The sequence below is a fragment of the Psychrobacter fjordensis genome (genome assembly GCF_904845995.1).
Taxonomy (GTDB): Bacteria; Pseudomonadota; Gammaproteobacteria; order Pseudomonadales; family Moraxellaceae; genus Psychrobacter; species Psychrobacter fjordensis.
This window is the reverse complement of sequence record NZ_CAJGYP010000002.1, coordinates 131,751-144,721: the sequence shown is the minus strand read 5'-3', so window position 1 is coordinate 144,721 and position 12,971 is coordinate 131,751. Positions and strand designations below refer to the sequence as shown.

The 12,971-nt window shown below is 44.0% G+C and carries 12 protein-coding genes; 5 read left to right on the top strand and 7 right to left on the bottom strand.

Annotated features, from left to right (window positions below; translation table 11 throughout):
* Positions 1 to 96 precede the first annotated feature (96 nt).
* The 3 genes from JMW61_RS09260 to acuR form a co-directional block, all read right to left on the bottom strand.
* Positions 97 to 729, bottom strand: a complete 633-nt coding sequence (locus JMW61_RS09260) for a hypothetical protein (RefSeq protein WP_197217736.1) — start codon at positions 727 to 729, stop codon at positions 97 to 99.
* 429 nt (positions 730 to 1,158) lie between these two features.
* On the bottom strand, positions 1,159 to 2,142 hold the full coding sequence (gene acuI, locus JMW61_RS09255; RefSeq protein WP_201550708.1) for an acrylyl-CoA reductase (NADPH): 984 nt from the start codon (positions 2,140 to 2,142) through the stop codon (positions 1,159 to 1,161).
* 80 nt (positions 2,143 to 2,222) lie between these two features.
* Positions 2,223 to 2,849, bottom strand: coding sequence for an acrylate utilization transcriptional regulator AcuR (gene acuR, locus JMW61_RS09250; RefSeq protein WP_265090117.1), 627 nt, complete (start codon positions 2,847 to 2,849; stop codon positions 2,223 to 2,225).
* A 242-nt stretch (positions 2,850 to 3,091) separates the two neighbouring features.
* Between acuR and JMW61_RS09245 the strand changes: the two genes are divergently transcribed.
* The 5 genes from JMW61_RS09245 to JMW61_RS09225 all read left to right on the top strand — a co-directional run bounded on the left by JMW61_RS09245 (position 3,092) and on the right by JMW61_RS09225 (position 8,546).
* Positions 3,092 to 4,291: a sugar transporter gene (locus JMW61_RS09245; protein WP_227687432.1), complete on the top strand. Its 1,200-nt coding sequence runs from the start codon at positions 3,092 to 3,094 to the stop codon at positions 4,289 to 4,291.
* Between the two features lie 330 nt (positions 4,292 to 4,621).
* Positions 4,622 to 5,902: a YbfB/YjiJ family MFS transporter gene (locus tag JMW61_RS09240; protein ID WP_201550702.1), complete on the top strand. Its 1,281-nt coding sequence runs from the start codon at positions 4,622 to 4,624 to the stop codon at positions 5,900 to 5,902.
* A 166-nt stretch (positions 5,903 to 6,068) separates the two neighbouring features.
* On the top strand, positions 6,069 to 6,749 hold the full coding sequence (locus JMW61_RS09235) for a glutathione S-transferase family protein (protein WP_201550699.1): 681 nt from the start codon (positions 6,069 to 6,071) through the stop codon (positions 6,747 to 6,749).
* Between the two features lie 20 nt (positions 6,750 to 6,769).
* On the top strand, positions 6,770 to 7,627 hold the full coding sequence (gene yghU / locus JMW61_RS09230; RefSeq protein ID WP_201550697.1) for a glutathione-dependent disulfide-bond oxidoreductase: 858 nt from the start codon (positions 6,770 to 6,772) through the stop codon (positions 7,625 to 7,627).
* A 334-nt stretch (positions 7,628 to 7,961) separates the two neighbouring features.
* Positions 7,962 to 8,546, top strand: a complete 585-nt coding sequence (locus JMW61_RS09225) for a TetR/AcrR family transcriptional regulator (RefSeq protein ID WP_201550695.1) — start codon at positions 7,962 to 7,964, stop codon at positions 8,544 to 8,546.
* Positions 8,547 to 8,561: 15 nt separating this feature from the next.
* Here JMW61_RS09225 and JMW61_RS09220 read toward each other — a convergent pair whose 3' ends face one another.
* The 4 genes from JMW61_RS09220 to JMW61_RS09205 all read right to left on the bottom strand — a co-directional run bounded on the left by JMW61_RS09220 (position 8,562) and on the right by JMW61_RS09205 (position 12,781).
* Positions 8,562 to 9,287, bottom strand: coding sequence for an ABC transporter ATP-binding protein (locus JMW61_RS09220; RefSeq protein ID WP_201550693.1), 726 nt, complete (start codon positions 9,285 to 9,287; stop codon positions 8,562 to 8,564).
* On the bottom strand, positions 9,280 to 10,503 hold the full coding sequence (locus tag JMW61_RS09215) for an ABC transporter permease (RefSeq protein ID WP_201550690.1): 1,224 nt from the start codon (positions 10,501 to 10,503) through the stop codon (positions 9,280 to 9,282). The genes JMW61_RS09220 and JMW61_RS09215 overlap by 8 nt, the downstream gene beginning before the upstream one ends.
* Positions 10,500 to 11,696, bottom strand: coding sequence for an efflux RND transporter periplasmic adaptor subunit (locus JMW61_RS09210; protein WP_201550688.1), 1,197 nt, complete (start codon positions 11,694 to 11,696; stop codon positions 10,500 to 10,502). The genes JMW61_RS09215 and JMW61_RS09210 overlap by 4 nt, the downstream gene beginning before the upstream one ends.
* A gap of 242 nt (positions 11,697 to 11,938) precedes the next feature.
* Positions 11,939 to 12,781, bottom strand: a complete 843-nt coding sequence (locus JMW61_RS09205; protein ID WP_201550686.1) for an HpcH/HpaI aldolase/citrate lyase family protein — start codon at positions 12,779 to 12,781, stop codon at positions 11,939 to 11,941.
* Positions 12,782 to 12,971: the final 190 nt, after the last annotated feature.

Below are 12,971 nucleotides of genomic sequence, written 5' to 3'. Positions count from 1 at the left end.
CCTATTCATGTGAATAGGGACTTTTTTGTTTTACAACATCTAATACTTGCTAATCGTTAAGATGTTAAATCATTAATTCTATAGAAGCTTTTGTATTCAGACATTGCTAGATTTTGGCAATCCATATGCTATGGTCTCAACCACTTCATTGTTCTGCTCAGCAATTAGTTGATAACCCTTGATCACACCATCATAGGGCAAACCGCTCACATACTGCTGATAATGATCATAGATAGCATCTTTTATGATCGATGTGCGTTTTGCTTTATTCATTTCAGCAAAATCATTAGGTAGACGTATATGAGCCAAACGCGATACTCCGCAACGAACCATCCAATTCGCATTCACAAACTCAAAATCTATCTCTGCTCGTAAACTATATGTACATAAAGACTTTGGAGGATTAACTAAATCGTGTTTGATCTGAGCAATATCTTCTGCGAATGGCTGATAAGGTATATCGAGCACTGAAAATAGCGTCGCTAAAAATTCGTCAGCGGTGAAATATTTATCAATATAGCTGCCATCAAGCCCAAGGAACTTGCTCGACAATACATGACGCAGGCGCTCACACGCAGGAATGGTATGCTTTAGCGGATAACCCATCTTTTTGATAATATCTTGCGAACGCAGCTCAAGCGTGTCTATTTGATTGATCACGTATTGCGCTAAAAGATGATGTGGGTGATAACGACGGGTATATTTGGATTGGTTGGCAACGTGGCTCATGAGATTAAACACCTTAGACTCCTGTAACTCCGACAAAAAAGTATGATATAAGCCCATATGGGCAAATAAAATCAGGCACAAATGAGGATGTCGGAGTACAGGCTCATGCGCTTTACCAGAGTTCTTTTATATCGTGCTGGAAGTTGCAAGGTTTGCACACCACTGCTATTACAAGAATAGTCGGTGATGACAAAACTGTTAAACCCACGATAGACAACGCAATAATGATAGCATATTAAATGATAAAAAATAAATACCGATATGTGTGCCCGTTTGTGAATAATTGTTTTTCACTTTAAGCACTCAATCTTCGATATTTCTATATATCATTTGTTCATATGCTAGTAAGAAGCTAAATCTTTAAACGTTAGTATTAAAAAATTAGTATGGAAACGCTAGTGTTAAAGCACTAAAGATATTACTTATACCTTAACGATTTACATCAACGACTATTCGACCACGAATTTTGCCATCTAACAACTCACTTGCTGTTGGAATGACTTCGCTCAGGCCAATCTCTCTTGTGATTGCATCCAATTGTGTCATATCCAGACTCGTACTCAAGCGCTTCCAAGCTTCTATACGCTCATCATAAGGTCGCGTCACGCTATTGATACCAAGCAAACTAACACCGCGCAAAATAAATGGCGCAACAGTAGCAGGGAAATCCATACCTTGAGCCAGTCCACAAGTAGCGACTAAACCATCTTCACATATACTGGCACAAACATTGGCAAGCGTGTGACTGCCGACAGAATCGATTGCAGCGGCCCATCTTTCTTTACCAAGCGCGCGTCCCGGACTGCTTAATTCCGCTCGGTCGATGATCGTCGTTGCACCAAGGCTTTTTAGGTAATCTACTTCCTCTAGGCGACCCGTAGAAGCCGTGACAGAATAGCCTTGGTTTGCCAAAAGTGCGATGGCAAAACTACCAACGCCGCCGTTAGCACCAGTCACAAGTACTTCACCGCTATCTAGTGTCAGTCCATGACGCTCCAATGCAATTAGACAAAGCATCGCGGTATATCCTGCTGTGCCAATTGCCATCGCTTGACGTTCAGTCATCGACTCAGGGAGCGGGATCAGCCAGTCACCGTTCAATCTGGCTTTCTGTGATAGACCACCCCAATACTTCTCGCCCACGCTCCAACCATTCAACAGCACCTTGTCGCCAGCTTTGTAGCGATGATGGTTGCTCGTTTCGACAGTGCCTGCTAAATCAATTCCTGGAACCATAGGAAATGTGCGTACCACAGGGCTACGACCAGTAATGGCTAATCCATCCTTATAATTGAGCGTGCTAAATACCACACGAACCGTGACATCTCCTTCTGGTAATTGCGTGTCCTGTATCTCAGTCAGACTAGACCGATAAACATCATCATTTTTTTCAATTAATATTGCTTTAAACATAACAGCTCCTATTTAGACCAATCGTCTATAAATAAGTAAAAAATAATTTAGACCGGTCGTCTAAAAATATAGATAAAAAATTACTTCTGTAGCCCTGCCACAAACCCTCGGAAAAAAGTATCCAACGGATGGACATCTTGCACCAACTTAGCACGCAAAACAGCACCTTCCCAACCAATCCAAAAGTAAGCAGCAAGCTCATCACAATCACTATTAGAATGTATTTGTTCTTGTTGTACTGCAAGACGCAAGCAAGCCGCTAAACGCTCCTGCCAATCAAGCAATATGTTTTCTAACTCACAACGGAAACTGTCAGGCAATACGACAATCTCTTGACCTAAGTTGCCTACTAAGCAGCCGCGTCGAAATTCATGCTTAATCATGCCCGACTTAGCATCCTCAACAAAGTCACTAATACGCTGCATAGGAGACACGTGCTCATTCAAAAAACAATGATCTAGCTTACGAGCGAAATATAACGCGTATTGCCGTAATACTTCCTGTCCAAATGCTTCTTTGTTTTTGAAGTAATTGTAGAAGGAACCTTTAGGCACACTGATACGTTTGAGTATGGCATCGATACCAGTGGTCGCAAAACCTTGCTCTGTCAGCATTTCCATCCCAGATCTCAAAAGAGCCTCACGGGTATCCGTAAACTCTCGTTCAATATTGGGTGGACGCCCTCGACGGGCTTTTGGCTTAGTCATTGTCATGCATAGATATTATGACCGATCGTCTTTAATGTCAATAAATTATTTGTGAGACAGACATGCCTATTATTTTTTGATTTAAGCTTTCCTATCAACTAATTAACAATCCTTATCAAAAAAGCCCTTTAACTAATGCCGTTGACTTGGTATCTTGCCTCGCCACGCTTGTATTATCAAAAATTGCTTACTCTACTATTGGCTAATCATTTTGCATTAGCACCTTCTTTGTATTGGATCTTATGAAACATACCATTGAGGCGAGCTCTGATGCTCGCCGGACTCAGTATTTTCAAGTATTCTTGATGGGCGTCAGTGCCTTTATTATGAATACCACCGAATTCGTCCCTGTCGCCTTGCTGAGCGATATTGCCCAAGACTTCTCTATCACTACAGCAGAGACTGGCTGGATGCTGACACTTTATGCTTGGATTGTCGCGGCCATGTCATTGCCACTGATGCTGCTCACCAGTCGTTTTGAGCGTAAACGTTTGCTCTTGGGACTTTTTGCGGTATTCATTGCCAGTCATGTGCTTTCCGTATTTGCGTGGAGTTTCGATGTTCTTCTCATTAGCCGAGTCGGCATTGCGCTATCGCATGCGATATTTTGGTCCATCACAGCGGCAATCGCTATACGTGTGGCACCTGAAGGCAAAAAGGCCCTGGCGCTTAGCGTGCTTGCGACTGGTACTTCATTGGCGATGGTATTAGGGGTGCCTTTAGGGCGCTTGGTCGGTCAATGGTTTGGCTGGCGAGCGACATTTGGCGGTATTGGCGTGATTGGTTTTATCGTATTTGTACTACAAGCGAGACTCTTACCGACGCTGCCTAGCATGTTTGAAGGGTCTTTTAGAAAGATTCCAGAGCTGCTCAAAAACCCATTGTTGGTCTGCTTATACTTGCTCATATTGCTTGTTTTCACCGCGCACTATACGGCTTATTCGTATATCGAACCCTTCATGCGCCACGTTGGCTCAATCAGTGAAAACTCCGCAACGCTTGTATTACTGCTATTCGGTATCGCAGGGATTATCGGCAGCGTGATATTTAGTCGCTGGGGCGATAGGTTCAATACCAGATTGATGCTGATATCGACGATACTGATGCTCGTGTCTATGCTCACACTATTGCTAGCAGTAACATCCGTATGGGCGCTCAGCTTTATTTCCTTACTTTGGGGCGCGGCGCTCATGCTGCTTATTATTTCGATGCAAGCCAAAGTCATTATGGTCGATGTCAATGCGCAAGACATGCTGATGTCGATGTTTTCCGGCATTATCAATTTGGGTATTGGTACTGGTGCGCTATTCGGTGGTTATGCTGTGACTCATATTTCACTATCAAGCGTTGGATATGTCGGTGCAGCTATCGCTGTTGTAGCGCTGCTACTGATGCTATTTATGATTAAGCGCTTTCCTGAGCTGAGTAAAAGACTCGGCTAGCTAAGCAGACGATGTCAAAAAATAGCAGTCAAAATGCCAGCCACATAAGTGAGCTGGCATTTTCTTTAATGTTGCCTACAAAATCATTTTAGCTATTTGCTTAAACACCCATTGAACGAACGTTCAGGTAAGGCTATACTGATTTTTATTGGACATAAGTATGCTTAGACTATCAATATGGTTAGGCCATAAACATAGTCGATGAAATACTGACAGGGATTAAGCACAAAAGGATGCGTGTGAAATGGATAATATTCAAAACAAGGAAGTCGTCTTCGGTCTAAATACAGCTACGATGGCTATCAAGAATTTTAGACTTGTTGGAGGTTCATGATGGCTGATGAAATGATTCAACAAGACAATGAAGATCGAGAAAATCAGGATAGCACCGCACCTCTCAAGCTAGGCAAGTTACATTATGCTTGGATAGTCGCTGCGACAGGTTCTGTGGCAATGTTCTGTGGACTTGGGTTGGGAAGATTCGCATTTGGTATGCTACTGCCGTCTATGTCATCTTCTTTGGGATTAAATTACACTCAAAGTGGCATATTGGGATTCACTAACCTAATAGGCTATCTCGTTGCGGTGCTTTTAAGTCCATTCATTCTACCTAGGTTTGGTACTCGAGCTACGGCGACAGGCAGTCTTCTCTTGATCGCTGTCTCGATGCTCGGTATGGCTTTTACCACCAGTTTTCCCATACTCTGCACACTCTATGTGCTAACGGGTATCGGTAGCGGTGGCGTGGTCTTACCGATGATGAGCGTCATGTCGCACTGGTTTTTCCCTTCGCATCGTGGACTTGCTTTAGGACTGGTCATGGCGGGGCCTGGGTTTGGCATTATTCTATCGGGCTTTGTCGTACCCAAACTTTTACCCATGTCCACTCTACTGTCTTGGCAAACAGGTTGGTTAATTTTTGCTGTGATTAACATCGTGGTGGCTTGTCTTACTTTTACGTTGATTCGAAATCATCCAGACGATGTCAGTCAAAACCCTTTTGGGCGCGCACCTACTCTGCCTGTCAAAAACAAGAAAAAGCTAGAACGCAGCAACATTAAATTACTCGTGCATTTAGGTATCATATTCGCCATTTATGGTGCTACTTACATGGTTTACGTCACCTTTATTGTCACCAGCATGGTTGGCTCATATCAATTGAGTGAAGCGACTGCGGGTGGTATTTGGGCATGGATTGGACTGCTTAGCGTCTTCTCAGGCATGTTGTTTGGCTGGATTTCTGATCACATTGGCAGACGTCTTGGTCTTGCTTTGGCCTTTGTTTTCCTTGCTATTGCTTATCTCTTAGTCGGATTGACTGATTGGCATTCAGGACTGTATTTGTCCATTATCTTGTTTGGCTTAGTGGTCTGGAGTGTGCCTGTCATTATGGCTGCCTCAGCGGGCGATTATTTCGGGCCTGCAGCAGCAGCAAGTGCACTCGCGGCGCTGACTTTTGCCTTTTCAGGTGGACAGGCTCTCGGGCCAGTGGCAGCAGGCTATCTCGCAGAAATAACTGGAGACTTTAGCATCAGTTATATGGTATCTGGCATCGCCGCTTTTGTCGCGCTTGGACTTTCCTTATTATTACGTCCACAAAAATCAGCTTAATGAAGACCCTTTTGCTCTTACTCTAAGCCGTGAGATAACGAACGACTACAAATAAACTTGAACGGTCGTTCATTTTTGTTTATAGTGGCTCTAACAAAACGATATTTATATAATCTAAACCCGTTCAGATCTACGACCCATACTTCAATATCATAAGGATAAGATAATGCTTAAGTTCTATTTTCACCAGACCCCCAACCCTCTGAAAGTCGCTCTATATCTTATGGAGACAGGCTTACCATACGAGTTAGTACCAGTAGATACGCTAAAAGGTGAACAGCATACGCCTGAATACCGCGCTATCAATCCTAATGGTAAAGCCCCTGCTCTCGAAGATGATGGCAAACGTGTCTTTGATTCAACGGCTATATTGATGTACTTGGCCGAAAAAACAGGTCAGCTAGCAGGCGCGCCAGAAGATCGCGGTGAGATGTTGTCATGGCTCATGTTTGTAGCGACAGGTTTAGGTCCTTTCTCTGGTCAATCAGTACACTTTAGTCATAAAGCGCCAGAAAAAATTCCTTATGCCATCAATCGCTATCTTCGCGAAGCAGAGCGTCATTACGAAGTGCTAGATAAACACATGGAAGGTCGTGAGTATTTGGTTGGTGACGACTACTCTATCGCTGATATTTCAGCATGGGGCTGGGTTGATAAGGCCGCGTTTATATTAGGCGAACCAGGTTTAGATAACTATCCTAACCTGAAGCGTTGGTTTGCTAGCATCAACGCTCGCCCTGCCGTAGAAAAAGCACGAAATATTGCTAATGGCGTTGAGTTCAAGTCTGACTTTGATGAAGTCGCTGCACGTGCACTATATCCACAAAACTTCGCAAAAGACGCATAATTGCGCTAGGAGTTATAAAAATGACAGACCAATACGTACCACCAAAAGTTTGGACACATGACGCAGAAAGTGGCGGCAAATGGGCCAGTGTCAATCGTCCCGTTTCAGGCGCTACTCATGAGCAAGCGCTACCAGTAGGCGAGCATGAGCTACAACTGTATTCTATCGCCACCCCTAATGGTCAGAAAGTAACGATTATGTTAGAAGAGTTACTGGCACTGGGCAAAGCGGCAGAGTATGATGCCCATATGATTCAGATTGGTGAAGGCGACCAGTTCGGATCGGGGTTTGTAGACGTAAACCCTAACTCGAAAATTCCAGCCCTAGTTGATCAAAGTGGTGAAGATTCTGAAGCTGTATTTGAATCTGCGTCTATTTTAGTATATCTTGCTGAAAAATTTGGCGTACTACTGCCTGAGAAAGGTAGCGAGCGTACCAAAGTTTTTAACTGGTTATTTTGGTTACATGGCTCTGCACCGTATTTGGGTGGTGGTTTCGGTCACTTTTATGCTTACGCGCCTGAAAAGTTCGAATATGCGATCAATCGCTTTACGATGGAAACCAAGCGCCAGTTGGATGTACTAGATAAGCAATTGGCAAAAAATGAGTTTATCGCTGGTGACGAATACAGCATTGCTGATATTGCCACTTGGCCTTGGTATGGCAATTTAGTTGTGGGTACTCAGTACGATGCGCAAGAATTTTTGCAGGTTGATGAATACCCTAATGTTCAGCGCTGGGCAAATGCGATGTTAGCGAGACCAGCCGTACAACGTGGCCGCATCGTCAACCGCACTTGGGGCGAAGCATGGGAACAACTAGAGAATCGTCACAGTGCCCAAGATATTGATAATGTATTAGCATTAAAACCAGAGTAGATTTTCTTACTAAATCTATTCTGACCATAGTCAATTTAGTCTGAAATAGTGAATTGACTATAAATATTTGTTTTGACAACCATCTGTTCTGACTAAAACATCAGTTTGAATACAGATAACACATAAAAACCAAGTTACATCATTATCAATGAAAACGATAATAGTGTTACTTGGTTTTCTAATTAATAAAGCTATATAGTCAGAGAACTACTAAATGGCTACAGCGTTACCCTCCCTAGATGTACTACTTGTACAATCTGCGGTCGGATGCCTTGTATCCATTTTAGACTTCTTTGACTATAGTTCTAAGACAACCGCTTTTAAGGTGAAAATTATGAGTGCACATGCGAAGTTTAATCGTGATGACGTAATCGAAAAAGCCAAAGACCTCTATTGGGAAAAGGGCTATCACGCTACATCGATGAGAAATCTACAAGATGTGGTTGATATGCGTCCTGGCAGTATTTATGCGGCTTTCGGCAATAAAGACAGCCTGTTTAAAGAGGCGTTAAATCGCTATGCTGAGCAAGGCGCTACAAACCTTGCCAACAGTATTGCACAAGAAAAAACCAAGCTTGAAGGCCTAAAGCGCTTCATTCACAGCGTGACTATTTGCAATAAAAGCACTACCCCGAGTGGCATGTGCATGATTGTCAAAACAATCAGTGAGCTGACACAAAATGACAGTCCAGACTTGCTTACTCATGCGACGAATATTCTAGAGAATATTGAAGCTTCTTTTGTCAAAGTTTTTCAGCAGTCCATTGATAATGGTGAGATTAACACAGATGAAAGTGCCGAGGAACTCGCCCGCTATTTTCAAATTCAAATGATCGGCTTGAGAACGTATTCGCAAGTAACGAATGATACGGGTGCAGTAGAAAAGTATATTGATGATATATTTGCAAAGTTTCTGTAGCGCTACTCTGAGATATTAGGATTCAGCTCTATTAACATTTAGCGAATCACTTTCGATAAGACCGTCTACCAGATTGATAGTCCGATCACAGGATGCGGATAAACGTGGATCATGGGTAACCAATAACACACCGCAATCACGCTCACGGTTGACTTTACGAAACAGCTCGAACACTTCGGCAGCCGTTACCGTATCTAGATTACCTGTGGGCTCATCAGCTAATAACAATGCAGGCTCTGTGATGAGCGCGCGAGCAATAGCCACTCGTTGTTGCTGACCACCTGAAAGCTCATTTGGCTTGGTATTAGCGAACTTCTCCAGACCCACCGAAGCCAGTAACTCACGCGCTTTTTGTATGGCAGATTGATTTGGGCGACCTTTAGTCAGCATCAGCGGCATCAACACGTTATCTAACGCGGTAAATGCCTGAATAAGATGATGAAACTGAAATACAAAGCCAATACTATTGCCTCGCAGTGCCGTGCGACCAGCATCATCCATATTACTCGTTACCTGCTCGAGCAGGTACAACTCACCACTGGTGGGCTTATCAAGCAAGCCAAGCACATTCAACAAGGTGCTTTTCCCAGAGCCAGAAGGACCAATGAGCGCGGCAAAATCATTATTATCGATGCGCAAGTCAATACCATGTAGTACTTCAATCTCATTGGGCTGACCAATATTATAAGATTTTTTTAGTGCCTCTAAACGCAGTACTTCATGAGAGTTATTATTAGACATAACGAATAGCCACCACGGGATCCAATGCGGCGGCTCGGCGCGCTGGTATAGCAGCAGCCAATACACCGGTTATCGTCGCTAGCAGCATTGCCAGCAGGATAAGCTCTATAGACACTGGAATATAAAACAAACTTGGGCCAAAAGTGTTAAATACCCACACTAGCACGTAACTCACCGCACTACCCAAAACAGAGCCCAGTAAACCAAACACAGCACCCTGAATCAAAAATATCCATAAGATTTGCTGACGAGTCGCACCAGTGGCACGTAAAATTCCAATTTCTCGAGTGCGTTGTACCACACTGACAGACAGTACGCTCGCAATACCAAAGGCTACCGATATACCCACAAACACAATAATCATATTAGTAGACAAGCTCTGCGCTGATAGTCCACTCATTAACTGTGCATTGGTCTCGATCCAACTCTCTGCCTGCAAAGAGGTCAGACGTCCTACTTGCTCAGCAATATTGTCCGCCTCAAAGATATCGGCAACCGTGAGGTCAATCACGGTGACGCCTCCTGGCAAACTGAGCAATGACTGTGCTTGCTTTAAGTCTAGATAGACGTAACGTGCATCCAGCTCACGGACACCCAACTCAAATATCCCAGCGACATTTACCACGGTATTGTCCTGCTCACCAGTGTCTAATCGCAGCTTGCTACCCACTTGAACACCGAGATTGTTGGCAAGCTCACTACCGATGAGTACATTATCAGCACCGACTCGCAGATCGCCACTAACTAGATACTCATCAAGCGGTATGATTTTCTGGTATCGTTCGAGTTCTGTTCCGACTAATACGACCGACTCTAAAGCTTCTCCGCGCCGAACAAACGCAGGTCCTGATACCACAGGTGATACTGCTGTCAGTAATGGTAGTTTATCTAAGGTAGCGGTAATCTGTTGCCAGTTATTGATAGATCGTAGCCGTTGAGGACGCTTGTCTTCTTGTATCAGCTGTGCGGTTCCTGCTGCTACTGGTGCCACTAGATTAACTTCATCTGGTGATACCAATTGAATATGAGATTGGCTACCAAGCGTTTTATCAATTAAATTGGTTTGTAAACCTTGAATCAAGGCCGTGATAAATACGATAACAGCCACACCAATAGCCACACCTAATGTAATCATCAGCGACTGTACCCGTCCCTCGCGTAAAAAACTGATCGCAATGACTGCATCGATCCATAAGCGCCCGAACAAATTTTTCACTTGGATGTTACCGCTGGTTCATTACGGGTTGTTGACTCATCAGTACGCACTCGCTCACCATCGACCAATGGCGAAGTCGCATCAACCAGCACTTGATCTCCGTTATCCAGCCCTGCAATGACTTCCGACATCGCCAGACCACGAAGCCCTAGCATTATTTTTTGACGCTGTACTTTACCATCACGTAGCAACCATACTTGAGCCGTATCCTTTTGGATATTCGCTAAAGCATCATTGGGAAGCACTAAAGCCTGCTCACGGCGACCTGTTTCGATATTTACTGAAACAGTCATGTCTTGTCGTAGAAACTCAGGTACTGGATCAACCGATAGCCGAACCTCCACAGTACCTCGCTGCGAATCGATACTCGGTGCTATGAAGTCAATACGAGTAGGAAAAGGCTGATCTGGATACGCATCAGCGATAGCAAGTGCTTCTTGTTGCAAGGCCAATCGTGATAAATTGCGCTCATCAAGCGGTACATGTACCTCTGTATTACCAGCAAGTGCAATGGTAAATAAAGTTTTACCTGGCTGTACCAGATCGCCCGGCTCCACGTCACGAGTCAGTACCGTGCCGGCAACCTTGCTGCGTACTTCTGTCTTGGCCAATTGAGCCTGCAATGCCGCAATGCGCTCACGTAGTAGGGCCTCTTCAACACCACCAGACGCCAATGCCTTTGCTCTTAAACGCTCAGCTTCCAAATCATTGCGCGCTTGGCTCTGGGACTGCTCCGCTTGCTCCATCTCTTCATTGGATATCGCTGAAATTGCTGCCAATTCACGTCGACGTGCTACATTACGAGTCGCCTGTGCAAGCTGCACTTCAGCTTTTGATAGGTCAACCTTTGCTTGTGGGCGTCTGCTGGTCACAAGCTCAGCTAACTCGGCCTCTGCTTGACGTACTTGTGCAGCCACATCGTCCGAGCTGAGTACCAATAATAAATCACCTTTTGCCACTTGGTCGCCTTCTTGTACCAAGCGCTCAAGCACGACCCCCGTCACCTCACTACCAATTTGAGTACGTGATGTCGTCACGACACGTCCGGTCGCCACCACCGTTTGTACTAATGGCATAGATGACACTGTATAGCTAGGCAACAGCGGTCCTCGCCACCAACGAAAGATAGCAAAGCCCACTGCAAGCCCTAGCAGAACAATCACAATCAAATACTTATAGTTGACAGCTCGCAATGAGTTTCTCCGATTTTGAGTAAGAGCGTCTGATACTGACGGGCAATATGGTCTATGTATAGTCAATCCTCTATAAATTGGTACGGTGTCAGGCTTGCTTAGTCTACGAGTTGTAGTACTTTCACTCGCCTTCCTTGTATCCAAATTATATTGAACCGACTATAGAAATATTTTATGCACAATAATATCGAGTGAGAGAATCATTATATCAATAATAATAGTGTTGATTTAACAAACTTTACCTACTTATCTAACAGTTGACGACTGCGCTCAATCACTGGTGCATCGACCATCTCGCCATCTATCTTGAATACTGCCTGTCCACTGCGCTCATACTCCTCGACCACACGCTGAGCAAATGACAATGCTTCATCTGTTGGTTGTAATGCTTGCTGGACGACAGCCACTTGCTTAGGATGAATACAAAGCATTCCAGACATACCCATCTGTGACCATAAATTTACTCGCGTGCTTAATCCTATCTCATCATTGAAGTCAGGATAGACCGTATCAATCGGTGGCGATAACTGGTGCACTTTTGACGTCAGGATTAATTGGTAGCGGATTTGGTTGGCGATGATATCGGCGGCAAGTGTGCCTACTTGTACTCGCAAATCATTGCACAAATCCAAAAATCCATAACTAAACGCGGCCAACCCGACTGCTTTTGCCATACTGTCGATTTGATACAATCCAATGGCACTCTCAATCAATGCAATCACAGGTAAGTTGGTGAGCTGATATACGCTCTCTATATCAGCGACTTGCTCGGCTTTGGCCAGTAACACGCCGGCTAAATTTGGCATTTTCTGACAGAGCACTATGTCTTTGAAAAATTCTTCGCTGCCTGCTTTATTAATACGTAGCCAAATCGGCTGATAGTCTGCACTATCATGATATTGTTGTAATGCTTTTCGGGCATTTGCTTTATCCTCTGGTGCCACAGCATCTTCTAAATCGACAATAACCGCATCTGCACCACTAGCAAAAGCTTTCGCTACTCTGTCGATGCGAGTCGCTGGCACGAATAGCCATGTTGTATTTTGAGAAATCGTTTTTATTTTATGATTGGTCACTGAATTCATGCTTAATTCCTATATTATTCAAGTAGCGGTTAGCAGCTTTATTATGCCACTATACAGATGGTGCTCATTTAAAATTAGCAATTTATTCGATAGCGCAAAACCAAAATTACTTAGACATTCCATTAAAAAACCAAATCAAAAAAAACCGCATGAAAATTAATCTCATGCGGTTCTTAAGTAACTTTTCTTA